The following is a 23,871-nucleotide window of genomic DNA, read 5'->3' on the forward strand; positions in this document are numbered from 1 at the left end:
GTTGTTTTTTGACGGAATCGAGGTTCACGGGCCGGCTGTGGTCTGGTTGTCTGTCAGCCCTGCAGCGGAGGGCGATGTGGGATGACGCAGCCCTATTCGAAGGATTTACGCGAGCGGGCCCTGGCCCGGGCTGAGGCCGGCGAGACGATCCGGAGGATCGCTCGGGCTTTGGCGATCAGCCCGTCCTGCGTCTCGAAGTGGCGCAAGCTCAAGCGGGAGACGGGCACGCTGAGCCCTGTGCAGATCGGCGGCCACAAGAAGCCGGTGCTGTCGGGTGAGCCGGGCACATGGCTGTCCGAGCGGGTGCGGGGTGGGCCGTTCACCCTGCGGGGCTTGGTGGCGGAGTTGGCCGAGCGCGGGGTGAAGACGGACCTGCGTGCGGTCTGGGTGTTCGTGCGCGCCCAGGAGCTAAGCTTCAAAAAAAACGCTGCGGGCGAGCGAGCAGGATCGGGCCGACGTCGCGCGTAAGCGCCAACGCTGGCAAAGGCATCAGGCGAAAGTCGATCCGCGCCGCTTGGTGTTCCTCGACGAGACCTGGGTCAAGACCAACCTGGCGCCGTTGCGCGGCTGGGGACCGCGCGGCCAGCGCTTGGACGCGCAGACCCCACACGGCCACTGGCGTACGCTCACCTTCATCGCCGCGCTCCGCCATGACCGGGTCAGCGCGCCCTGGGTCGTCGACGGGCCGATCAACGGCGCCATCTTCCGCCGCTACGTCGAGACCGTCCTCGTCCCTGAGCTGAAACCGGGCGACGTCGTCATCCTGGACAATCTCGGAAGCCACAAAGGCAGAGCCGCCCGGGCTGCCATCCGAGCCGCCGGCGCGCATCTGCTGTTCCTGCCGCCCTACAGCCCCGATCTCAACCCGATCGAGCAGCTCTTCTCAAAGCTCAAGCATTTCACCCGAGCCGGCGAACCCAGGACCGTCGAGGCCACGTGGCGCCGCGTCGGGCACGTTCTCGATCGCGTCGCGCCCAACGAATGCGCCAACTACCTCACCAACTCAGGCTACGCTTCCGTGTGAAAACTACACGCTCTAGTCATAAGGTGTTCGAACGCTTCCAGGCCAGAGGGCGGATCCGGATAAAGCTTTTTATAGATTTCCTCCCATTCGGTACGCGGCATAAGCTCGATCTCATCCTTTCCGAAGCCTTCCTCTGTCCAGATACCGCCTTCGAAGTGGCTGTCCTGGTAAAAATTCATGTTTGCCCGAGCAGACATGACATAGACGTTCAGATCGGAAAGCTTACGCGACGCGCTGATCGCACCTATGCTGACGGGCCTGCCGTCTGGGCCAGAATTGAATGACGGTTGCGATCTTACTTGAAAGTTCAAAAAAGCAAGCGTCGATCCTAGCTTGTGACACAAATGTAAGCGCCGAGGATATGTCCGGTTTACAGTCGTATTGCCTCCCTCCCGCGGCTCAATTCCGTCCTTAAGAATGCTCTCGTGTCTGGATGCATCGCTGACGTGATAAAGCCTCGTGCCGGGGGGAACGTGCGCCACACTTGTGTATGACGGCTCGATGGAGATGTTTTTCTGCCTCTCCATGGTGATAAGCCAGCCACGCTTCAGCGCGTAATCGCGCACCGCTTCAACATGCGCGGCTTCACCCAACCCCAGTCGGATACCATTGGGGCTTGCGTTGACACTCGTAATGCTCAGTCCCTGTTCACTCAGGAGGCGACGGAGCATCTGTATGTGATCAGGTTCGTGTTCTGGATATAGGATTTCCATCCCCATGATGTGGATATTGGGCGGGATGGCGCCAAGGGCCCGCTGATCGCGACTTCCTGCCTAGGGCGGTCATGCCCCGTCCAAGTACCAGCGCTTGGCATCGAAGTGGATGAGGCCAGCAGCCCGAAGTACGGTCTTTGCCCCGTCCACAGCTCCCGACCTGATACCGGCGGCGTAGACAGCGGTACTCAGGTCGCGGCCGTCCATGCCATCCGTTCCGGCCGCCTTGAGCTGCGCCAGGACTGCCTTCATCGCCACGGCAGCTTTGGTACCGCTAGGTTCCTGAGTGTCATGGCGCTGCGAGCCCGTGACGGCCGCCACGGCGGCATGAAGGTCCTCGATCCTCCTGCCCTGCCGGTCGATGGCCTCGGCGAGTTCGGCCGCCGTTGCCTGTTGTGCAGCCGGCCGCCTTCTCGCCTGGCCGATCCTCACGCCGCGGCTCCCGAGATAGGCCCGCACGGCTTCGCCGTAGACGTCGCTTGCCGACCGGTCCTCGTCCAGCGCGACCAGCTTCATCTCGCGATGGAGGTCCGGCGACACGTAGATCATGACCTTGCGGTTGCCGGACGGAAGGTCCTCGACGGGACGACGGCTTGGAATAGGCATGGCTGCAGGCGCGGAAGCGGCGACAGCAAGCAGTCATGACAGGGGGCCGTTAACAGGCTTACCGGTGGACCGTCGCTTCGGGAAAGACGGCAGCACACCAGCAGACTGTTATGCTGTCATAATGCTGCCGGGGGATATCCGGCGGCCGCTCCGCCGCCGTGCTTGCCGGCCGTCGGCCCCCGAGCGATCGTCCCGCCGGCCAAGGATCCCGCATCATGAAAAGCGCGCCCCACCCCCGCCCATTTGCCTGAGGAGGATCGCGCCGCCTGTCGAGCCTCCGTCTCCCAACGAGGCTCAGATGACATCCCCTCCGCCCATGCGCATATGGGCCTTCAGTGACCTCCATCAGGAGCACGCCGAGAACGCCTGGGATCCGGCCGGCCACGAGCCCGGGGGCGGCTTTGACGTCGCGGTGGTCGCCGGCGATGTCCACATGCCTATGACCCGTGCCCTGGACTGGCTGGGTGAGCGCCTACCCGGCGTTCCGGTCGTCTATGTGCCAGGCAACCATGATTTCTGGTGGGACCGGGGTGAGGACCGCTACACGATCTACGACCAATTCGAGCGCGGGAGGGATCGGGCGTCCGCACTCGGCATCCACCTGTTGCTCGACGACACTACGGTGATCGGAGGCACCCGGTTCCTCGGCGGCACCCTATGGACGGACTTCCGACTGGGATCCTTCGGGCTCACGCATGCCTTCCGGACCGCCCAGGGTCGCTTCGGCATGGTGGACTACCGCCGCATCAGAACGGGCCCCCGCTCCCGGAACAGGATCGAGCCGCGCGAGGTACTTGCGATGCACCGGGCGACCCGGGACTTCATCAAGGACGAGCTCGCCTGCCCTCACGACGGCCAGACCGTAGTCGTGACCCATCACGCCCCGCACCCGGCCAGCCTACCGGATCCGCCTAGCGATCTGGCCTGGTGCTACGCCTCGGATCTGACGGACCTAATTTCAGATCGCCAACCAGACCTTTGGGTGCATGGGCACGTGCATCATTCGGTTGACTATCGTGTCGGTACGACGAGGATATTATGTAACCCGCAAGGCCATCGAGGTGAGAGTAAGGCATTTGTGCCCGACCTTTTGCTAGTCCTTTGATGGTCTTACCACTGCAATTTGGAACACGGCTGCAGCTAGCAGCCTTACAATGTAGGACTGGGATATGAATGGGCCCCTGGTATAATCTAAAGACGGAAATTCTAGTCTGAAAGTTTTCCTATAATATCTGGTGGATCACGATGGTGGCTGTGACATTGCATCGAGCTGTCGAAATAATTGACAGCTTCGAACAGTTGTTGGCTGATAATGATATAAGCATTCCGCGCCATCCGCAGACCGGGGCAGACATGCTGCCGTTCTGGAAAATACTCGACAGCATAAAGAAGGGTGATTTCGATCCATCGTCATCAGAAAGCCGCGAGCTGTACCGTGCCGGTGTTGCAGTTCATGATTTAGCCGTGAAAGTTCTTTCAGTGGGCAAAGATCCTGAGGTCTTTGCGGCGATACGAAAGCACCTGGAATTGCTAGCGTCTGGCGCCGTACATCTAGCTAGCGAGCCTCCAGCGGAGGCCGATGCATACAATAAATTGATAGAGTTATATTGGGCGTGCTTGCTTTATGGGTGTGGGGTTAAATCCAAATTGGATCCGCCCAAAAAGGGATCTATTGGTCTTAACCCAGACGTAATCAGCTTGGATAGTCAAAACCAACCTGTAAACGGCTACGCATTCAAGACAATCAGATCCCCTCATACCGAAAGCATCAGGGAACATATCGTCAAAGGAGTTTCGCAAATTGAAGTTTCACCTGCGCAATCTGGTATTGTCGGGCTTCATCTAACCCCGAGGCTTTCTTGGGGATCTGCGTGGCCGGATGACATGGTATTTACAGATTACCGTCACGCGGCAAACATTGCAATAAATGCCATGCGCACTATGCTGGGTGCAGTTATTAGAGACAATGGACAAGCCGCTGTTGATCAGATATTTTTGAATAAGAAAGCCGCCGGAAGCGTGCTGTGCATTGCGTTTATTCCGACAATTGTACTTAGCCCTGAAACTGGCAAGCCAACTTTCATGCCTATCAAGATTTCCACAATCATCCATATGGCTTCCAATATTACACTGTCGCATTCTCTATACTTGGAGAATTGGTGCGCAAACGAAGTCATGCAACGGAGGTTGATCGCATGAAAAATGGGAATTCCCCAGGGAGCGTGAGTTGATCTGGCAAGAGCCTTAGGCCGGACATACGGCGCTCACTTCCTCGTGCGAATAGGTATATCTTCCTTCAACAACTTCAGATAGCACTGATGCATCCGTGCGCTTGCTGACCCACGATTCGCATGCGAGCGTCCAGGGAAACGTAGCCTCCCCCTGGCAGTATGATGAAACCTTCGCTCTGGTCGCCCCTGGTACGGGTGCCCGCCTTCGCGGTGCTCTTCCTCGTCGGTTACAGGCTCTCATACTTCTTCCCGGTCCTGTCGACGAAATCCGACCTGGCGACGGTCTTCAACGTCTTTAGGGAGATCGGTGCCGGCGAGTTCCGCAACGTCGGCCATCCCGAATTCGCGTTCGCGCTGGCATGCGCCATCGTCTCTTCGGCCGCAGGCTTGGCCCTCGCCATCCTGGTGATGCATGTCTTCGCGATCAGGCTCGCCCTCCGTTCCGCCTTGAAAGCGCTGGGTCCGAAGCGCGACCCACGGGCCTTTCGCGGTGAATTTCAGACGGCCGATCAGAGGCTGTCTAACCATCCGCTTGTAGGCCATGCTTGGAGCGAGTTCGCGAAGACGTGCGTGAAGGAGGACGTCGTTGTCCGGACTGTGCGCCCTGGCTCGCTCATCAGCGCGTCGGCCGCTCGCGAGAACCTGGCCGGCCTCAAGCTCATGCCGACCATTCCCGGCTACTTCGTCGGGCTCGGCCTGCTGCTGACGTTTGTTGGCCTCGTCATCGCCCTGTCGAAGGCGGCGGGCGGCGTCGCAGGCTCGCCCGAGAACATGACGCAGTCCCTTCGGGAGCTCCTCGATGCGGCGACGTTCAAGTTCGCCACGTCCATTGCCGGCCTGTTCGCCTCGTTGGCCCTGGCGCTGACATTCAAGGTCTACTCGATTGCCATTGAGACCGGGTTCGAGAGATTCGCACGTGCCATCGAAGCCAGGACGACCTTCCAGGCTCCCCAGGAGGCGTTGCAAAGGCTGCAGAGGACGAGCGACGATCAACTCAACCAGCTCAAGGCCATTAACGACGTCCAGTTCTTTACCCGCCTGGGCTCGACCATCGCCCCTGCGCTGGCGGACGCCGTCGAGAAGGCGGTCAAGCCGCTCGCCGCCCAACTGGAGGCGACGGCTAACAAGCTGGACGACAACAGCCGCACGGGCGCCGAAGGGCTTATCACCCAGTTTACGAAAACTATCCAAGGGAGCGCCGGCGCCGAGATCAGCGCCCTGGCTGGGGTCCTGCGCGAGACGAAGGAAGCGCTCGAAGGCGTGAGGGGCAACCTTGCGGGATCGAGCGAGGATTTCGCCCGGAAGATCGCAGCGGCCACAGAAGGCTTTTCAAGGCTGGTCGGGCAGGCCGGCGACCAGTTCAACAACGCGAACTCCGCCAGCCGCGAGACCATGGAGGGCCTTCTCGCCGCCCTCAGAGAAGCAGGCGAACAAGCTCGGGACCGCATGAACAGCGGAGTGTCCGAGGCGGGCAAGAAGGCCGCCACGATGCTCGAAACGGGACTTGGCGAGGTTCTGTCACGCGTGGAGAAGCAGATGGGGTCGTTCCAGACGGCGCTGGCCGGCTTCCAGGAGCGCGTCACGGAGGAGTCCGGCCGATCTGCCGCCGCCTCCAAAGACGCTGCGAGGGCGGCTGCCACGGCGGCTGGCGAGGCCGCGAGGGAGGCCGCCGCCTCCATCCGGTCGGGCTTCAACGAGGTCGTGACCGAGCTGCGCGGGGATATGGAGCGCATGTCGGCGGCCATGCGAGCTTCGGCGGCTGCATTCGCCGAACAGGCACGAGCCCACCAACAGACGACGGAGCAATCGACTGTCGTGGCCACCGCCTTCGGAAAGGTGGCCAATGACGTCAGCTCGGCGTCCCGGCCGCTCGTGCAGTCCGCCGACCGCATCACCGCCTCGACGGAGACGATGGCCAGGGCGGTTACTGAGGCCAGCGCCGCTATCCGTGTGGGGCAGGATGCGGCCAAGACTCTCGCGGACCGACTGGAAGCTAATCAGCGTCAGGTGGAGGCGGCCTGGAAGAGTTACGATGAGCGCTTCGGCGCCGTGGACCAGGTCCTTGCCGACGCCGTGAAGGCGCTGGCCGCCGAGACGACGCGTCAGCAGCAGGGCATCGCGCAGTTCGTCCGCGACATCGACGCTGGGTGCGCCGACGCGATCCAGAAGCTCCACACTGTCACCAGCAGTCTGGAGCAGAACACCACGGATTTGGCCGACACGTTCGAGGATTTCCTCACCAACGTTCGCCGCGTCCCCGCGAACGCGTGATAGCCGGTCATGATATCGGAAGCGGAAGGATCGACCGAGGAGAGCGAGAACTACTTCGTGTCCATGACGGACATGATGGTGGGGATGCTCTTCATATTCATCATCATGCTGATGGTCTTTGCGCTGAATTATCGCATCGGCGACGATGATTCGAAGCGCATCAAGGATTGCCTGACCAACGTCCTCATGCGCAACGCCCAGTTGAGCAGCGACATCAACGCGAAGGTCAACCTCATCCAGGACAACGTCCGCGGGCAGATCGAGGCGTTGGAGCTCGCGGCGGACCAGCGGCGTCGCCTGCTCAACGTCATCCGCGAACAGCTCGCGGCCCAGGGGACTGCCGTCGAGATCGACGAGAGGAACGGCGTCCTCCGGCTGACCGAGGCCGCGGTCCGTTTCGACCCGGGCAAGTCCGACCTCGACGCGCGTGCCCGCGAGAACGTCGGGAGGATCGCCAGGGTGCTCGCGGCGGCGGTCGGGGCATTCCAGAGCGCCGGGCTCGAAACGATCTTCGTCGAGGGCCACACCGACACGACCGGCGTCCCGGACCTCGCCGAACGCGACAGACGCAACTGGGTACTTTCGACCGAAAGGGCGACCTCGACCTATCGCGAGCTCCTTGCCGACGCTCCCGAGCTGCGGCAGTTCCGGAACCGCCGCGGGGAGACCGTCGTCTCGGTGTCGGGGTACTCGTCCACCCGCGCCATCGCCGCCGGTGAGGACCGGGAAGCCTGGGCCCGCAACCGGCGCATCGACCTCCGGTTCGTCATGGACGCCGACACCACAGTCAACCTGCGGGACATCCTCAGCCTCAACGAACAGGTGAAGGCCCAGATCGCCCGCCTCGCCGAGATCAGCCAGGAAAGCATCCAGGCATGCAAATGAAGCGCGCCTTGGCGGATCTGGCTGACCCGCCGCGTTTCGGGGTCCGTTTGCCGGAGCGGGCGACGGCAGTGGCGGCCGCAGAGGCCATCGCGCCCAACGACATCGAGGTCGAGATCAAGGAGCCGGACGACCTCGACGAGATAGCCGACCGTGTGGCCCTCGCTTTCCAGGCCGGCCACCCCCCGGGGAGGCGCGATCTGAAACATGCCCCTCTATGCCTGTGGGATGGTGCGCGACCCCTAGCCCGACGGCCCGGCGGCGTCGATGGACTTCTCGATCATGTGTCTCGGTCGGGTCGCAAGAGCCTCTTCCGCCGTCTTGCCGCAACCTACGTCATCAAGTTCCCGTTCGGGGATCCCTCGCTAATGCGGGTCGCCGATACGCTCCGAGTGATAGCCGGAGATTATGTGGATACTTGGTCGGCTGCTGCCGATGCCCTGTCGCTGTTCGACCCGGCCCGTGCGCCTGGGATCATCGCTGGGATCGCTCTCGAAACTGGCCGCTCGCCCACCGACGTTCTGGCCAGCCATGGAATCCGAGGTCTCGCGACCGAGTCCAAGCTGTGTGAGGCGGCATTCCTCGCAGGCATCAGCCAGATCTGCGAGAGCGTGACGCTTTCTCCGGCTGCGCGGTTGGCAAGCATCCGGGCATGGGGCTTCCGCGCCGATGGAACCCTCTTGTTCCCACAGCATCGCGGTCCGCTCGCGGATGCCCTGGTGCTCCCGTATGCCGATGTTGATCCCCCCGCCATCGTGAACCAGTACCTCGACTTCCTCCTCAAGGCCTTCCGTGACCCCAGGGTCGGGTCTGAGAACTGGGGCACGATGGCGTGCACGCCCATCGTCCTCCGTTGGCTGACGACGTTGACCCTCCGTCAGTTCCTCGACGTCGTGGACGGGTATGCGCTGGAGAGCCACTGGAAGTACCGCAGAAAGTTCTGGGAGGCGGTCAACAATCGCAGGTTGATCTCGGATGCCTGGGTTGCCTTCGATGGTGATGGCGCCTTCAAGGCCCGCCGGATCTTTGGGGCCAACACGCAATACGCGCGGCTTCATTCCAGCAAGAGGAAGAGGATCGAGCGTGGGCACGCCGTCCTCCTTTTGAAGATCGGGAATGGCATCGTGGCCGAGTGGAGCCAGAACGGCATCTGCAACATCTGGCACGATGCACATGATGATACTGCGCCCAAGTGGCGGCGTCAGGATTATACGGCTGACGAGGTCAGGCTGATCGACGATACCGAAATTCTCTGCCGCCATGCGAGCATCAAGCATGATCAATCCGAACGCTATTACTGGCAAAGCGATGTGGCCAATCAAATCTTCGATCTGACTGGCGTACGTATTACCCCATCCGAGTACAGGATCTGAACATGGCCGTGCGGTTTCAGGCTCGGTGTTTGTCGGACCATGTTGAGATCACGCTCGTGCGGTCGGTCTTGCTCAGGGGGGCGCGGCCACTTGCCCGGGCAGACTGGGAAACCCTCGATGGCGCGAATGCGGCCACGGCGCGGCTCCTGCTGGCCGCAGTGGCCGAGGCCAACACGCAATGGCGGGATGGCACGCTGGTGATCCCGAATCAGGCTGCAGCGGAACTGCCCGGGATGCTGGCTTCCCGCATCGGTCTGCCAGACCCTGCGCCGGTCTTTGTGGCCATCTCCATCAAAGGCGCAATCAGCCAAGCCGATAGCTCTATCAGGGTGGTATGGCGCGAGACTTCCTATCGGGAAATTACACCCCGTAGGTCCGGGATCATGATCGAATGGGGCGAGCGATCAGGGCGTCTGACAGCCCCACTCTTTGCTCTCATGGAGGCGGCCGACGGTTACAACCGGGCTGCACAGAAAGGTCTGGAAGGCAGGGTGGCTTGGTGGGGCTCGATCCAGCAAGCCATCGCGCGAGTGGCTCCCGACACCATCGAAGACGACTACACTCGCAGCCTCACTGTCTACCAAGCCGGTTCCTTTTCCCTCGACATCGACGACCGTCCCGGCCGCATCAGTTTCGACCCGATCCTGATGAGCCGTTCCTGGGCGCGTTCGCTGGAAGATAACGCTCCTGTCGGGGACGACGATCAATCCGAACCGGGTGACAGCGAGGGATTGGTCGACGCCGAGGCCGCGAGACTCCTCAATGCGGAGGACCATCGGGCATTCCTCGGCCAGTTCGAGGCCACGGACGACACGCGCCGCGCCTATTCGCTTCGACGCACCACACATCTTCTCCTTGATCCGGATCTTCAACGCGCCCTGAACGTCGTGCGCAAGGTCCGGCTAGGGAGCGAGGACGAGAAGCGCGCCTTCATCAGCAATCCCCGTGCGGCCATCGCGACCGCCCTGGGTCTGGACGGCGGCGACGCTCTCAGCACCGCGCTCTTCGTGGAAACATGGCAGTATTCCGAACGCGTGCTCGGGTTGGGGGCCTGGATAAAACCCGACCTGTCATGGCTCTCGAAGGCTCGGACGGACTGGTTGCCCGAGCGCTTCCCCGTCGTTGTGAACGGCCGGGAGGTGGAAATCGGTCGCGACGATATCGAGCGGCTTCGACAGGACGTCATAACCGCCGAGGCCGAAGGCAGTCCTACCGTCTCCTTTCAAGGGGCCGACCTGGCCTTGGGAGCGGCACAGACCCTTTTCGACCAAGTCGGACTTGGACGAGCGGCCATTGCAGAGGACGGCATCGTGCGGCCGGACGCCGAGGGGCGCCCGGCCTCGACGACCTTTCCCGAGCCTGCGATGCCGGTGGTGGTCCAGATCAAGAGGAATTTCGAGGGTGTCGCCTACGTCATGGCGGCAATCCCGCGCCATCCGGCTATTCCCCTGACGCCTCCGGCGGGGAAGATGGGCAGAACCAGCTTCAAGCTGCATCAGGAGCACGGCTTCAAGTGGCTCGTGGACGCGTGGACGACCGGCTGGCCTGGTGTCCTGCTCGCCGATGACATGGGGCTCGGGAAGACCTTCCAGAGCCTTGCTTTCCTCGCCTGGGTGAGAGCTGACCAGGAGGCGCGGCCTCCAGGCCGAGCGCGGCTGGCTAAGCGACCGATGCTCATCGTCGCTCCGACCGCCTTGTTGGAAAACTGGGTCGAGGAGATGGGGAAGCACTTGGCGCCGGGAGCGCTGGGTGGCGAACTGGCCAAGGTGTTTGGCCCATCGGTCCGATTGTTCAGGAACACCAGCACTGACAAGGCCGCATCCTTCGAGAGGCTCGACAGGGAGAAGATTGCGCAGCACGACATCGTCCTGACGACCTACGAGACCCTCGCCGACAACCACATCGCCTTTTCGAAGATCGAGTTCTCGGTCGCGCTGTTCGACGAGATCCAGAAAATCAAGGATCCTGGCACGCTCAACGCCAATGCCGCGGGCGCCATTAATGCCGACTTCGTTCTGGGACTGACGGGCACCCCAATCGAGAACCGCATCGAGGACCTCTGGTCCATCATGGATCGAGTAATGCCCGGTCAGTTACGTGACCTCAGGACGTTCTCGTCCAACTACCGCGACGACGACCTGGAGAAGTACCGCCTGCTGTCCGACCAGCTCCTGAAATCCCAGGGCGGCGCTCCTCCGATCATTCTCCGGCGCATGAAGGGCGAGCACCTGAAGGGGCTGCCGAGCAGGGAATACAAGGCTTATCCAACGGACATGCCTGAAGTTCAGGCGAGGGCCTACGGTGAGGTGGTGGCTGAGGCTGTCGCGCGAACCGGGCAACGCGCACCTGGCGCGATGCTGGAGGTGATCCAACGACTCCGCGGGATATCGTTGTTTCCCGGCGAGCCCGACGATTTCGACCTGACGACAGAGTCAGGCTGCAGGAGCTGGATCGCGCAGTCCGCCAGGCTGGCCCGCTCATTCGAGATATTCCGTGGAATCGACCGCCTGAACGAGAAGGTGCTCGTTTTCGTAGACACGCGCCGCATGCAGGCGCTCATGGCCCTAGCGATGGCGACGGTCTTCGGGATCGACCCACCGGTGATCATCAACGGCACCGTTCCGGGCGGGGCACGGCAGAAGAGGGTGAACGACTTCCAGGCGAAGCGGCCTGGGTTCGACGCCATGATCCTCTCGCCGAAAGCCGCGGGCGTCGGTCTCACGATCACCGCCGCCAATCACGTGCTGCACCTGAGCAGGTGGTGGAACCCGGCGGTCGAGGATCAGTGTAACGACCGGGTCTACCGGATCGGCCAGCAGCGGGACGTCACCGTCCACATCCCCATGGCCGTGCACCCCCAGCTCCGCGACAGGACCTTCGATGTGACCCTGAATGCCCTTCTCGAAAGGAAGCGGCGGATGTCCCAGAACCTGCTCGCACCGCCGGTGAGGGGCAATGAGGCTGAGACCCTGATGACCGATCTCGGGCTGGGGCAGGAGGGGGCGGGTGCAGGTCTTCGCTAAGCGGGATCACGGCTTCGATCCGGCGGGCTGGCCATTGGTCGCCTTCGGCAAAGAAGGGAACCGTGACGCGCTCCTTCGTGCCTCGAAGCCCGGGGACCGGGTCGTGTTCGTCGGCACGCAGGGCGAACCGACGGCTCCGGAGGAACGAGGCCGTTTGCTCGGCATGGCCGAGTTCGCCCGTATCGCCGTCAATACGCGGGACATCGTCGATCCAGGCCTGATGCAGGCCAGGGACCTCAATGAGGACGGCACCCACGTTTGGGGCTGGGCCCTGCCGATGGTTCGGGCCTGGCGGTTCACCGAGCCACGGCTGAAGCTCATCGACGTCCTAAGGGAGCAGCTGAGCTACGAGGCGACGGTGCGTGCCGTCCTGCTCGATGACGCCGATGCCGGCATGGTGATGGCGCTGCCCAAGGACGAGGTTCCGGTCGCCGTCAACGCCCGTGTGCGTGGCCTGACCGAGGCTGTCGATGCCATCACGGGCACCGGTCCTACGACAGGCCTCACGCCGACATCCTGGGAGGGTAGCGTCTCGCACGATGCCACTCGGGAGGCCTGGACCTACGCCATGAGGTTCGGCCGACGGAACATCTGGAAGGTCGGTCACGCCCAGGACGTGGAAGAGCGCCTGCGCCAGATCAACCTGCACGTGCCGCACGAGGAACTCGGTGAGCAATGGCGGCTCCACGCGCAACAGCGTTGGCCCACCTCCCTCCAGGCCTTCGAGATGGAGCAACGCGTGTTCGGGGCGATGAAGTCGTTTCGGACGCAGGGGGAACGGCTGCGCTGCACCGAAAACCAGCTCCTCCAAGCCTGGACAGGATCGTTGACCTCGACCTCAGGTTGCTGAACACCGTCGATTTCGGTGCGCGTTGAGGCCCGGGCGAAGCCAGAGGTTGAACGCTGGGACGAATCCTTCTTCCGCAGCTAGGCTTGGTCAGCACGCCCCAGAGGTTTTTTGCCGCCCCGACAGATCAAAGGTCCATGGGAGGGCTTGGCCTCCCCAAAGCAGCGGGGAGACATGCCCAATATCCTGACCCATCCGAAGCGCGTCGCCAGCGCGCTCGACCAGATCGACGACCTTCCGGACGAAGCCGACGTTCTGGCCCTCCTGAACGACCACCATCGACGGCCTGCCTTGCCGCCGGAGGTGTACGTCAGGCTCCTGCGGCGGTGTCGGGTCGCTCCGAACCGGAGGGTGGAGCATGCGACGCTCAAGGCGCTGATCGCCTTCGTCGTTCGGTGGGTGGGCTGGCAGTACCGCGGGCTCTCGCATCACGACCGTGAGGAAATGGCCCAGGGTCTCCTGCTCGTCATCAACCGGGAGGTCGCCAAGCAGACCGGCATCGACTGGTGGGAGATCACCTTCCGGACGAACATGGAGCGGGCCGCCGCCGATCTCTACCCGACCCTCTACGACCTGCGTCCCGACGCGGAGAAGGTCGCCATCGACGACCATACGGACGCGATCAACGACGAGGCCTCGGTGGCACGCGAAACGGTGGACAGCGTGCTCATCGACGGACGCATCGCCAAGATCCTGACCCCGGACGAGATGGCGGTCTTCTACCTCCTGTTTATGTCCGAGATCCCGATCCGCAGCGACAAGGCGCCCCGCGATCTCGTGAGGATGCTCGGCAAGCCGGAAGGCACGCTGCGCGAGATGAAGACCGCCATCAAGACCAAGCTGGAAGCCGCCCTGACCAAGGAGGAGCTGTGATGACCGCCAACACGACTGATCCGCGCGCCATGGCCGACGCGATCTTCGAGGCCGGATCCCGCCCCGAGGAGATCCAGGATGCCCTTGCCCGCCTTGGGCATGGTGCGCCCGAATTCCTGAGCCGCCTCGCGGCCCGAGCCGCCGTCGGCGGCGGACCCGACGTGATCGAAGGCCTCGACGTGGCCGAGGAGGAGACGATGACCTCCAAGCTGCTTGGCCGCGTCCAGGCCGATTACGAGGCACAGAAGGAAGCGAACGCTGATTCCGTTAAGCCGAGGGACCTGGGCAAGCTGCCTTCCTGGATGCCGGCTAAGGCGGCATTCGGCAACGACGTTGCCTTCATCATCAAGCTCGCGAACCGGAACGTCTCGCCGCCGACCAACCGCTTCGTCCGTTACGTAGCCGACGCGCTTGGTGTGGCCATCGGGCAGGTGAGGCAGCATTTCGCCGACACCTCCCCCCGGGGGCTCGCCGGGGTGGAAGCCAAGTCGTCCGGCAAGCCTAACGTCAACATGGTCGAGGACTTCGCCGACGCCGTCGGAAAGGCGAAGGTTCCCGACGAGCTTCGGGCTCGCTGGCTGTCGGAGTGAACAAGCATGGACGCGTTTGCCCTAGCTCGCCATCTGGCTAGGCGCAGGCGCGCTCAGCTGCCGGCAGGTATCCAGTCCGGCTACGCGGCCGTGGAGCATGCCTTCACGGCCGAGGGTCTTCAGATCCTGAAAGAGCCCGTCGATGGGTCGGTCCTCGGCGGATGCGACGCGAAGCTTTATCGCGACGCGTCCGCCGTCTTCGTCCGGGAGGACGCCAGCGAGGCCGAACAGACCCTCCATCTCGCCCATGAACTGGGCCATCTCGACGTTCACCGACCCGACGATCCCTGCGAGCTCCATCAGACCGACCTGCGTCCCGCGGGCTCGCGGGCGCTCTCGAAGGTCGAGGCTTACGGACCGCGCGAGCGCCGCGAACTTCAGGCCAACGTGTACGGCCGCGAGTATCTCCTGCCGCGCGACCTGGCGAGGCAGCTTTTCCTCGACGAAGGCCTGCCGGCGTCCGAGATCGCGAGCCGCCTCCGTATCCCGCTGCCGATGGTCCGCCAGCAACTGTTCGATGCCCTGCTCCAGCGCGATGTCGAGCCGCCGGCAGATGCGCCCGCCAAGGAGCCTCAGGACCTCGACAAAAGCCAAGCGACGGCGGTGGAACACGAGGGTCGCGCCCTGCTGGTCGAGGCAGGCCCGGGCTCCGGTAAGACGAAGACCCTCGTCGCCCGGGTGAGCCACCTGCTCGACAGGGTCCACCCCTCCCAGATCCTCGCCCTCACCTTCTCGAACAAGGCGGCCGCCGAGCTCTCCTCGCGGATCACGGAGATGCGGGGCGACGACACCGTCGAGGTGTGGACCGGGACATTCCACGCCTTCGGCTTGGAGGTGATGCGCCGCCACTACGACCGAATGGGCCTGGGGCCCAAGATCCGTCTGGTCTCTCCATCTCAGGCCGTGGAGATGCTGGAGGAGCGCCTCCCGCTGCTCGGCCTGGTCCACTTCCACGACCTGAGCAACCCTGGGGCCAAGCTCAAGGAGATCCTCAAGCCCATCGGGCGCGCCAAGGACGAACTGATCGGTCCCGCCGAGTTCCGCAGGCTCGCGGAACAGAACCTAGAAAGGGCCCAAGCGGCCTACGAAGCCCTCGCCAGAAAAACGAAGGCGGCGCTGAAGCCCATTGAGGTGGCAGAGAAGACGCTGGAGGCCGCCGCCGTCTACGAGGCCTACGAGGCGATGCTGAGGAGCAATGGGCTCGTCGATTTCGCGGACCTGGTGATGAAGCCGGTCCTGCTCATGCGCGACGACCCGGAGATCCTGGGCCAGTTGCAGTCGAGGCACCGCGAGATCCTCGTGGACGAGTATCAAGACGTCAATCGCGCGAGTTCGACGATGCTCCAGCTTCTCTGGGGCGAGAGCAACCGCATCTGGGTCGTCGGTGACGCCCGGCAGAGCATCTACCGGTTCCGTGGGGCGTCCCCCCTGAACATGGAACGGTTCGAGCAGGATTTCCCCGGCGGCGAGCGCGTGCCCCTCGAATTCAACTACCGGTCCACCGACCACGTCACCGGGCTGTGCCGAACCTTCGCAGCGGCGAGCGACGAGGCACGGAAGAAACCCGGCCAGCCGTCCGGGGAAACTCTGCCCTACTTGGCCGAGGCGAAGAGGAAGGAGCCCGGGAGCCAGACGCGGCTGCTGGTTGGCCAGGACGACGATTGCGAGGCGGATCTCGTCGAGAAGGAGATCCGGGCGCTTCGCGATGCCGGTGTCCGGTTCGGTCAGCAGACCATCCTGGCCCGCACCAACACCAGGTTGGACACCCTCGCCACGCGCCTGGCTCGGCATGGCATCCCGGTGCTTCACCTAGGCAGCTTCTTCGAGCGAAGCGAGGTGCGGGACATCCTGTCGATCCTCGCCATCGTGGCCGAGCCGAACGGGGCAGCTCTGTCCCGCGTGGCGACATTCAGGGGGATCGACGTCGTGGCAACCGACATCGCCGTCGCCGTCGAGCATGCCCGCCATCAGGGCAAGGCTCTCGCCGAGGTTCTGCCCGATGCCGTCGGCATCGAGGGCCTGACGCCGAGGGGCGCCGAGGCCCTGGCACGCTTGGGGGAGCGGCTCAGGGGCCTCACCCCGAGGACGCCAGCCTTCGAGGCCGTCGCAGGATGGCTTCTCGACCGCAGCGATTACCTGCGGCACCTGGCAGCCGAGAACGGCATCGACGCGGACATGAGCCGCTCCGCCTTGCGGCAGCTCGTGGAGTTTCTCGATCAGGTCGAGCCGGACGGAAGTCCCCTGACGGTCAAGGACGCCTTGCGCCGGGTTCGCACGGTCATGCTGCTGGCCGACGACCGTGACCTTCGTGAGCCCGACCTTGGGCCCGACGTCGATGCGGTCAGGCTGATGACGGTGCACGCCTCGAAGGGGCTGCAGTTCAAGGCGGTGCATCTCGTCGGGCTGCACGATAAGGGCTTCCCGAAGACTCCTTCAGCCGACCAATGCCAAGTCCCTGCGGGAATCGGCGACGGGCGGGATCCTAAGGTGGCTCAGAGCGAAGAGGAGCGTTGCTGCTTCTTCGTGGCCATCTCGCGGGCCGAGGATCACCTACGGCTCTACCACACGTGCCAAGCCAAGAAGGAGGACCGGACCCCGTCGCCGTTCATCGCCGAACTCGGGACGTTCGAGACCGAGACGCTCGGAACCCCGACGGCGAACTTCGCCGTCACTGTCGCAGGTGTTGGCGAGGTCGAGCTCGACTTCATCACCTTCCACGACATCCGTGACTTCGAGAAGTGCCCGCTCAGGGTGGCCTATCGACACCAGCTCTCGATCCGCAGTCGCCGTCATGAGAGCCCGCATCAGATGACCGGGGGCGTGATCTACGAGCTGATCGACCGCGTGTCGGAGATCGCCGGTGCGGGTCCCGATCTCGCTGCTGCCATCGAGGTGGCGTTCGGGCTGGCATGGGAGGAGCGCGGCCCTGCGGCCGATCATCCCCTGGCGGGCGAATATGAAGCGGTCGGCCGCCGCAGCATCGCCGACTTGAGGCGGCTGCTGGAAGGGCATGCGGGATCCGGCAGGGAGATGGTCCGCCTGCCCATTGAGGGCGGTCACGTCCTGGTGCCGGCACCGCTCTTCTCGACGGGCTCGGGTGGCGCGCGTACCGCTCGGATGGTGGTGGCCGGCAAGAGGGATACCGCGAACGCCCGCGCCCTGACCGCCGGTCTCTTCCTCGCCGCTGCTCGTATCAGGGCCGAACAGGCCGTCGCCGCCGAGGTCGCCCATCTTACGGGCGGCGACATCATCCCGATCCTACGGGACGATGCCGAGGCGGCGAACGACCTCGAACAGGCCGCCATCATCCTCGACGCGATCCGGACCGGTCGCCTCGAACCGAAGCCGCGTCTGCAGGTCTGCATGCGGTGCGGGCACTTCATGTCGTGCCCCGCGACCGGGGCTCGCCCGCACGCGTAGGACGATGTGGCGGTTCGGCAATCGGGCGTCAGAGGTTTTTTCGGCGCCCAGCCGATCAATTCCGTGAGCGGCCACGACGGCCGGCTACGGAGTTCACTACATGACCACGCACATCGACATCTTCATCCGCCGCGAGGGCGACCTCGATCCGGCCCATCACCAAGTCCACGACGGCATCACCGTCGAAACCCTCAAGATCGACCTGGCCAATGGCCGGGAGGTGATCGGCCTCTTCCTCTTCGAGGAGGACGCCGACGAGCCGCTGCCGGACCACCACCAGATCCGGCACCACGGCAAGCCCCACTTCCTGCACCACAGCCGCTGCCGCCACGTGCACGTCGTCGTGCGGTACGCCGGCCGTCCGGTCGAGCGGGCCTTCGGCCCGGGCTCCACGCTGACGCGGATCAAGGACTGGGCCGAGCGCCAGTTCGAGATCGACGCGGTCGATGCCGCGGAGCTCTCCCTGCAGCTGCACGGGACCAACGACCGGCCCGACGAGGCAACACACGTGGGCTCCCTCGCCAAGTGCCCGGACTGCCGCGTGGTCTTCGACCTGCTGCCCTCGACCCGCGTGAACGGGAGCATCTGATGACCCCGGATCGCGCCCAGCTGGAGCGCGACCTCGCGGCCCCCCTCTTCACAGAGGGTGCGGCCCGCGGGCGTTGGCGCCTCATCACCGTCGCGTGGCCCCACGCGATCTTCGGCATCACCGCCAGGGACAAGCGCGAGTTCGTCCTGCGGCTGGAATGCAGCGGTTACCCAGCTGAGCCGCCGACCGGCGGCCTCTGGGACCTCACGAACGGGACGATCCTGGCACCCGCCCTCTGGCCACGGGGTGATGCCGTCTTCTCCGGGACGTTCCGGTGGGACTGGCACGCCGGGGCGGCGATGTACTTCCCCTTGGACCGGCTGTCCCGCATGGGCCACGCGGATTGGGCGAGCACCCACCCGCACATGGCCTGGAAGCCCGAGCGGGGCATCGTCCAGTACATCTCCGAGATTCACCGGTACCTGAACTCGCGAGGCTACCATGGCATCGCGTGAGCAATCCGGCCTGATGGTCTCGTACCCGATCTGGTGGCGGCTGTTCCGGGAACTCCAGCGCCGCGGTGCCGGCGTTCGGGAAAGCGGTGCCTTCCTGCTTGGCGACAGGAGCCTGACGGGCGGGCGGGTCCGGATGATCGTATTCTACGACGACATCGACCCCGAGGCCCTCACCACCGGCATCGTGCGGCTCTCCGGGCACGCCATGAACGCCGTGTGGGAGACCTGCGCGGCTAAGAACCTGGAGGTCCTCGCCGACATCCACACCCATCCGGACGGTGCGGGGCAGAGCCGTTCGGACCAGGAGCATCCGATGGTGGCGACCCGTGGGCACGTGGCGCTGATCGCCCCGCGGCTCGCGAGATCCGCCTTCGACCTCGCCGGCGTCGGCGTCTACCGCTACCGGGGCGCGAAGCGATGGGATGTCCTCCCTACGCCCCGCTTCGGCTGGCTTGGCATCAGCATCCGAGGTGAGAGATGACCCACTCCGATATCGACCGGCTGCGAGACACGCTCAGTCGCATCGCCAAGGTGGACCTCGACAACGGCACGGCGCCTGACGTCGAGACCGCCATGGCCCGCCTACATGAACACCGGATCGGCGTGTTCGCCGGTCCCGAGATCGCGTCGTCGGCGGCCCACCAAGCCGCCCTGCTCACCCTCGTGAACATCGGCCGGCGGTTCGCCCTCGGCGGGGTCCTCGTCGACGGTGACCTCGACGTGCCGCTGCTCGTCCAGGGCGGCCCCACAAGGTCGCTGGCCGACGAGGTCGAGGCTCAAGGCGGCCAGAGAGGCAGTGCCGATGCCTCGGTGCCCGGCGTGATCATCGGCAACACGGCCACCATGCCTCAGCGTGGCGTCGCGGTGACCTTCGAGGGGTGGCGCGGAGGAATCGTGCCTCTGAGCGGCGCGCGGCTGAGTGATGTCACGACCGTTACGCCGGCCGCGGTGCTTGCCGGCGCTCTGGCTGCCGCCGAGGTGTTCGCGATGCTACGTGGAGAGGTCGAGGCGGGGCACCGCAACCTCGGCCTGTCGCTTTGGCGCCCCGACCGCTCCCACGACTGGACCGTAGCCGCCGGAGACGGTCCGGCCCTCGCTGCTCTGCCCAATCACCTCTGGATCCTCGGCCTCGGGCATCTTGGCCAGGCGTTTCTCTGGACCCTGATGCTCTGCCCGTATTCGGATCGGGCGGCGGTGCGGCTCGTCCTGCAGGATACCGACGAGGTGACCGGCTCGACGGACAGCACGTCGATCCTGACTCAGGAGGGGATGCTCGGTAGGCGGAAGACGCGTGCCGTTGCCGACGTTCTCGATCAGCAAGGCTTCAACACCGTGCTCGTGGAACGTCCGTTCGACGGCGGCTTTCGGCGGCGGTCCGAGGACGACCCAGCCGTACTGGTCTGCGGCGTGGACAACGCGCTTGCCAGATCGCAGGTTGAGATGCCGGGTTTCCCCTTCGTCGTCGAGGCCGGCATCGGCGCCAGCGCCCAGGACTTCAGGGCGCTCAGGGTCCACACGTTCCCGTCGCCGAAGTCCGCCGCCGAGATGTGGGGACAGGGTGCTCACGCACGAGGCGCGGCCGACCTCTCCCGGCCGGGGTATCGCCGCCTTTCGGATGCCGGCAGTGACATCTGCGGCCTGACGAGGTTGGCCGAGACGGCCGTGGGGGCACCTTTCGTCGGGGCGGTGGCCGGGTGCCTGATGCTTGCGCAGGTGTTGCGGGTGCTTGCCGGCGATTTCCCCGACACCCTAATTGATCTCGACCTCCGTTCTATCAGGTCGAGGCGAGCCGTCACTAACGGCAGGCTCACGCTCTTCAATCCGGGCTTCCAGCCGGCCGCCTAGATGTCGAGGGGGCTTTTCCCCTCGACATCTCTCATCATGAATTAACTATAATCTTGGGGGAAATCCTGGTCTCGACGCGGGACAGCTTGAACCTTCGTCCGTTTACCTGCATTTAAGATCCCATGTTCGCGCAGATCAAATGCACGGCGCTCCGGGTGGGGATCCCCGCACCGGCCCACGCCGATTCCTCCTCCCGCGGATAACCGCGCACTTCATCGTGCGTGACCGGGAGACCTTTGAAGGTTTGCTCCCGATGACCACCACCCTCCGAAAATCGGCTGCCATCCCGGCTTGGGCACGACCCGGCCGCGATCCGTCACGGGCGCTCGCCCGCCTTTCCGATACCCGCTGAGGGCTGACCCGCCGCCACGGAGCGCGGCCGGCTGCCCCTGCGCGGAGGCAGCCATGATCCGTAATCTCAAGAATACCGATCCCGAAGACATGCCGGCCGACGAGTTCCTCGGCCTGAACCACGAACCCGCGGGCACCGCCCTCCAACGGGCCGGATCCAGCCTGGCCCTTCTCGGGCAACTCCTCCTGGAGGAGGCGATGACGCCGGAGATCCGGCGCCGCGTAATTGGCGAGCGCGGCATAGCCGTGCTGGTGGAAGCGCCTTCAATGGCGTGGGTGCCGTATCTTCGCCGCGCCCTCGCGCAGACAGGCACCTGGGGTCTCATCGAGGGGCGCGACGGATCCTATCGGGCCGGGCGGAAGCCAACGGACGGCGTTGCGGAGCTGGTCGAGTCTGTCGCCGCGGGACAGCGGGTGGCAGTGGTCTGCCACGCCCCCGAAGCCCATGTCCCGCCGGCTTTCATCGTGGCCGCCGACCTCCGCCTCAGGATCGGTGGTCCCACCGCCGCACTGGTCTCGGCCGCCATCTGCGCGCTGACGGGGAAGACGCCGAGGAGGATGCCAGCCGCGGTCGAGGGCTTGGACCTGCCCGATCTGGCCACAGCACTCCGTTCGGGCGCGGGCGGGGCTGCGGGCTGCGTCAGACGCCTCGAACGGGCTGTAGCCGCTCGCGCGATGTCTTCGGCCCCCCTCCGGGAGGTGCCCCAAATACATGACCTGCATGGCATGGGCGAGGCCGGCGTGTTCGCCCGCCGCCTGGTCGAGGACCACCGCTCGATGCCGGCGGAGGCCTTCTGGCGCGAGGCGGACCGCTGCTGCGTGGTTGCGGGCGAGCCCGGTCTGGGCAAGACCTCCCTCGTGCACAGCCTCGCGCGTAGCACCGGCCTGCCCCTGATCGAGACCTCGGTCGCGGCGTGGTTCGAGGGCTCCTCCTACCTCGACAAGACCCTGGCGGCGATGGTCGAAGCCTTCTCGTCGGCACGGGCGCGTGGCGGATGCATCCTCTTCCTCGACGAGCTCGACGGCCTCCCCCATCGCGACGGCCGTGAGGACGACCGCAACGGCTCGTATTGGCGGCCGCTGCAGGCCGCCTACCTCCGCGAGTGCGAACTGACGGCGGCACCGGGCTCGCGCGTCATCCTGATCGGCGCCACCAACTACCCGGGCAGGCTCGACCCGGCCTTGCTGCGGCCCGGGCGCCTCGGCCGGGTGATCCGCGTGCCTCGCCCGGACGCAACCGCCCTTGAAGGCATCCTCCGGCAGCACCTGGGCAACGATCTCGACGGGGTCGACCTGTCGGGCGTCGCTCTGGCCGGGCTTGGCGCGACCGGCGCGGACGTGAGCGCATGGGTGAAGGGCGCGCGGAGAACGGCACGGGTCTCGGGTCGGCCCATGACGCTCGACGACCTGATGGACGAGGTGCTTCCGCCCGACGACCGCGGCGCGGACGACCTCTGGCGGTGCTCGGTCCACGAGGCGGCACATGCTTGCGTCGCTCATGCAGTCGGCGGCGACGTCAGGCGGATCAGCATCGTCGCGACGGCGCGGCGCGGCGGCTCGACGGTCGTCAGCCCCGCCGGCTCCCAGACGCTGGGCAAGGACGGCCTGACCGCGCTCGTCGTCACCGCCTTGGCCGGGCGCGCCGGCGAGGAGGCATTCGGGCTGGAGGCCTCGACCGGCGCGCACGACGACCTTGCGCACGCCACGAATTTGGCGGCGTCCGCCCGGGTCAGCTTCGGCCTTGGCGGGAGTCTGGTCCATCGCGCGCCGATGGACCGAGCGGCCACCCTCTTGGGCGATGCCGAGCTCCGGGCGGCGGTCGGGCGCGACCTGCGGCGGGCTTACCTCGTAGCACAGGAGCACGTCCGCACCCACCGGGTGGCGATTGAGGCGCTGGCCCGGCTGCTCCTGGCGGATCGAGTCGTCGATGGTGCCGACTTCGCGCGCCTTATGGTGGCCCACAACCGTGCGATGGAGGCCCGCCATGGATGAGGCCGTGATGGCGCTGCTGGAGACGCTCGTCGAGATCGAGCGCGAGCTCGGGCGGCAGGTGTTCGAGGGCGCGGTCGAGCGGGCGCGGGTCGCGGTCGCGGCGGAGGTCATGGTCGAGGCCGAGCGGCGGGCGCTGCGGCAGCGGCGCCGGCACCGGTGCGACGGCAACGTGATCGTGCTGCGGCCCGACCGCCCTGGCCCGTGCGCGGCGCCGGGTCGCGAAGGATCGCCGCAAGAATCGGATAGCTAATCCTAGGCGGAAACCCGAACGATGCCAATGACTTGGGCGGGCCGTCGATTCGACAGCCGGGACCGGGTGGTGCATGCTGGGCCTGCCCGGCAAGGGCGGGGACCGAGTCCCTGTCGCGCGGGCGCGCCGGGCGGGGCCATGCCCCGGCCGGACATCCGAAGGGCCCCGACGGTGGCGACCGCCGAGGCCCTTCTGAAAGACACGCACGGCCGCCTTTTCGACGAGACCGGCCGGAGCGTCCAGCGATCCGAGGGGCCCTAGGGCCCGACGAGGAATCTGGACGCTAGGCGATCGTCGGCGGGCCGTCAAACGCCCGCCGGCGCGAGCGGCGGGCCGGGCGGGAGGACCGCCCGGCCCGCATCCAGCGAGAACCAGGCGAGGACAGCACGATGACCGACACTGACAGGCGCGCCCGCAGCCGCGGGCGCGAACGGGAAGCCATGCCCGATGCCGGGCCGCTCCGGGACGCGAACGGCCCCGCTGCGGGCGACGGCGCGAGCCGGAAGGGCGGAAGGGTCCGGCCGGGCCGCGGCACG

Annotated in this window: 19 protein-coding genes; 17 read left to right on the top strand and 2 right to left on the bottom strand. The window is 65.2% G+C overall.

Features of this window, described 5'->3' with window-relative positions:
• The first annotated feature begins 81 nt into the window (after positions 1–81).
• A protein-coding gene (locus MFF04_RS02845) for an IS630 family transposase (RefSeq protein ID WP_238273952.1) occupies positions 82–1,024 on the top strand; the annotation gives its coding sequence in 2 pieces (ribosomal slippage) (positions 82–417 and positions 419–1,024; 942 coding nt in all).
• Here MFF04_RS02845 and MFF04_RS02850 read toward each other — a convergent pair.
• Both MFF04_RS02850 and MFF04_RS02855 read right to left on the bottom strand, forming a co-directional pair.
• A complete protein-coding gene (locus tag MFF04_RS02850; RefSeq protein ID WP_238273953.1) occupies positions 1,009–1,695 on the bottom strand; it encodes a hypothetical protein in 687 nt (228 codons plus the stop codon). The genes MFF04_RS02845 and MFF04_RS02850 overlap by 16 nt on opposite strands.
• Positions 1,696–1,806: 111 nt before the next feature.
• Positions 1,807–2,286: a hypothetical protein gene (locus tag MFF04_RS02855; RefSeq protein WP_238273954.1), complete on the bottom strand. Its 480-nt coding sequence runs from the start codon at positions 2,284–2,286 to the stop codon at positions 1,807–1,809.
• A 355-nt stretch (positions 2,287–2,641) separates the two neighbouring features.
• Here MFF04_RS02855 and MFF04_RS02860 point away from each other — a divergent pair, with 355 nt between their 5' ends.
• The 16 genes from MFF04_RS02860 (at position 2,642) to MFF04_RS02935 (ending at position 23,335) form a co-directional block, all read left to right on the top strand.
• Complete coding sequence (locus MFF04_RS02860; RefSeq protein ID WP_238273955.1) at positions 2,642–3,448, top strand: metallophosphoesterase; 807 nt, start codon at positions 2,642–2,644, stop codon at positions 3,446–3,448.
• Between the two features lie 140 nt (positions 3,449–3,588).
• Positions 3,589–4,542 carry a hypothetical protein gene (locus tag MFF04_RS02865; RefSeq protein ID WP_238273956.1) on the top strand — a complete coding sequence of 318 codons (954 nt, stop codon included), beginning with the start codon at positions 3,589–3,591 and terminating at the stop codon, positions 4,540–4,542.
• A gap of 242 nt (positions 4,543–4,784) precedes the next feature.
• A complete protein-coding gene (gene zorA, locus MFF04_RS02870) occupies positions 4,785–6,845 on the top strand; it encodes an anti-phage ZorAB system protein ZorA (protein ID WP_238273957.1) in 2,061 nt (686 codons plus the stop codon).
• A gap of 9 nt (positions 6,846–6,854) precedes the next feature.
• Positions 6,855–7,730, top strand: coding sequence for an OmpA/MotB family protein (locus MFF04_RS02875; protein ID WP_238273958.1), 876 nt, complete (start codon positions 6,855–6,857; stop codon positions 7,728–7,730).
• Complete coding sequence (locus MFF04_RS02880) at positions 7,721–9,100, top strand: EH signature domain-containing protein (RefSeq protein ID WP_238273959.1); 1,380 nt, start codon at positions 7,721–7,723, stop codon at positions 9,098–9,100. Before MFF04_RS02875 ends, MFF04_RS02880 begins: the two co-directional genes overlap by 10 nt.
• A gap of 2 nt (positions 9,101–9,102) precedes the next feature.
• Positions 9,103–12,123 carry a DEAD/DEAH box helicase gene (locus MFF04_RS02885; protein WP_238273960.1) on the top strand — a complete coding sequence of 1,007 codons (3,021 nt, stop codon included), beginning with the start codon at positions 9,103–9,105 and terminating at the stop codon, positions 12,121–12,123.
• Entirely contained in the window at positions 12,107–12,973 is an 867-nt protein-coding gene (locus MFF04_RS02890) for a hypothetical protein (protein ID WP_238273961.1), read from the top strand. Before MFF04_RS02885 ends, MFF04_RS02890 begins: the two co-directional genes overlap by 17 nt.
• Before the next feature lie 171 nt (positions 12,974–13,144).
• A complete protein-coding gene (locus tag MFF04_RS02895; RefSeq protein ID WP_238273962.1) occupies positions 13,145–13,843 on the top strand; it encodes a hypothetical protein in 699 nt (232 codons plus the stop codon).
• Positions 13,843–14,433: a hypothetical protein gene (locus MFF04_RS02900; protein WP_238273963.1), complete on the top strand. Its 591-nt coding sequence runs from the start codon at positions 13,843–13,845 to the stop codon at positions 14,431–14,433. Before MFF04_RS02895 ends, MFF04_RS02900 begins: the two co-directional genes overlap by 1 nt.
• 6 nt (positions 14,434–14,439) lie before the next feature.
• Positions 14,440–17,853, top strand: coding sequence for a UvrD-helicase domain-containing protein (locus MFF04_RS02905; protein WP_238273964.1), 3,414 nt, complete (start codon positions 14,440–14,442; stop codon positions 17,851–17,853).
• A 100-nt stretch (positions 17,854–17,953) separates the two neighbouring features.
• Entirely contained in the window at positions 17,954–18,442 is a 489-nt protein-coding gene (locus tag MFF04_RS02910; RefSeq protein WP_238273965.1) for a hypothetical protein, read from the top strand.
• Entirely contained in the window at positions 18,442–18,897 is a 456-nt protein-coding gene (locus tag MFF04_RS02915) for a DUF7665 family protein (protein WP_238273966.1), read from the top strand. The genes MFF04_RS02910 and MFF04_RS02915 overlap by 1 nt, the downstream gene beginning before the upstream one ends.
• Positions 18,884–19,378, top strand: a complete 495-nt coding sequence (locus MFF04_RS02920) for a Mov34/MPN/PAD-1 family protein (RefSeq protein WP_238273967.1) — start codon at positions 18,884–18,886, stop codon at positions 19,376–19,378. Before MFF04_RS02915 ends, MFF04_RS02920 begins: the two co-directional genes overlap by 14 nt.
• Positions 19,375–20,742: a BilD N-terminal domain-containing protein gene (locus tag MFF04_RS02925; protein ID WP_238273968.1), complete on the top strand. Its 1,368-nt coding sequence runs from the start codon at positions 19,375–19,377 to the stop codon at positions 20,740–20,742. Before MFF04_RS02920 ends, MFF04_RS02925 begins: the two co-directional genes overlap by 4 nt.
• A gap of 405 nt (positions 20,743–21,147) precedes the next feature.
• Positions 21,148–23,085 (top strand): AAA family ATPase, encoded by a 1,938-nt coding sequence (locus tag MFF04_RS02930; protein WP_238273969.1) that lies wholly within the window; start codon positions 21,148–21,150, stop codon positions 23,083–23,085.
• Entirely contained in the window at positions 23,078–23,335 is a 258-nt protein-coding gene (locus tag MFF04_RS02935; protein ID WP_238273970.1) for a hypothetical protein, read from the top strand. The genes MFF04_RS02930 and MFF04_RS02935 overlap by 8 nt, the downstream gene beginning before the upstream one ends.
• The last annotated feature ends 536 nt before the right edge of the window (positions 23,336–23,871 follow it).

The sequence above is a fragment of the Methylobacterium jeotgali genome, from assembly GCF_022179345.1.
Lineage (GTDB): Bacteria > Pseudomonadota > Alphaproteobacteria > Rhizobiales > Beijerinckiaceae > Methylobacterium > Methylobacterium jeotgali.

Excerpts from the sequence above, each read along its gene's own strand:
- MFF04_RS02850 (WP_238273953.1), bottom strand. The coding sequence starts at position 1,695 with ATGCTCCGTCGCCTCCTGAGTGAACAGGGACTGAGCATTACGAGTGTC.
- MFF04_RS02855 (WP_238273954.1), bottom strand. The coding sequence starts at position 2,286 with ATGATCTACGTGTCGCCGGACCTCCATCGCGAGATGAAGCTGGTCGCG.
- MFF04_RS02860 (WP_238273955.1), top strand. The coding sequence starts at position 2,642 with ATGACATCCCCTCCGCCCATGCGCATATGGGCCTTCAGTGACCTCCAT.
- MFF04_RS02865 (WP_238273956.1), top strand. The coding sequence starts at position 3,589 with ATGGTGGCTGTGACATTGCATCGAGCTGTCGAAATAATTGACAGCTTC.
- MFF04_RS02875 (WP_238273958.1), top strand. The coding sequence starts at position 6,855 with ATGATATCGGAAGCGGAAGGATCGACCGAGGAGAGCGAGAACTACTTC.
- MFF04_RS02880 (WP_238273959.1), top strand. The coding sequence starts at position 7,721 with ATGCAAATGAAGCGCGCCTTGGCGGATCTGGCTGACCCGCCGCGTTTC.
- MFF04_RS02885 (WP_238273960.1), top strand. The coding sequence starts at position 9,103 with ATGGCCGTGCGGTTTCAGGCTCGGTGTTTGTCGGACCATGTTGAGATC.
- MFF04_RS02895 (WP_238273962.1), top strand. The coding sequence starts at position 13,145 with ATGCCCAATATCCTGACCCATCCGAAGCGCGTCGCCAGCGCGCTCGAC.
- MFF04_RS02900 (WP_238273963.1), top strand. The coding sequence starts at position 13,843 with ATGACCGCCAACACGACTGATCCGCGCGCCATGGCCGACGCGATCTTC.
- MFF04_RS02905 (WP_238273964.1), top strand. The coding sequence starts at position 14,440 with ATGGACGCGTTTGCCCTAGCTCGCCATCTGGCTAGGCGCAGGCGCGCT.
- MFF04_RS02910 (WP_238273965.1), top strand. The coding sequence starts at position 17,954 with ATGACCACGCACATCGACATCTTCATCCGCCGCGAGGGCGACCTCGAT.
- MFF04_RS02915 (WP_238273966.1), top strand. The coding sequence starts at position 18,442 with ATGACCCCGGATCGCGCCCAGCTGGAGCGCGACCTCGCGGCCCCCCTC.
- MFF04_RS02920 (WP_238273967.1), top strand. The coding sequence starts at position 18,884 with ATGGCATCGCGTGAGCAATCCGGCCTGATGGTCTCGTACCCGATCTGG.
- MFF04_RS02925 (WP_238273968.1), top strand. The coding sequence starts at position 19,375 with ATGACCCACTCCGATATCGACCGGCTGCGAGACACGCTCAGTCGCATC.
- MFF04_RS02930 (WP_238273969.1), top strand. The coding sequence starts at position 21,148 with ATGATCCGTAATCTCAAGAATACCGATCCCGAAGACATGCCGGCCGAC.
- MFF04_RS02935 (WP_238273970.1), top strand. The coding sequence starts at position 23,078 with ATGGATGAGGCCGTGATGGCGCTGCTGGAGACGCTCGTCGAGATCGAG.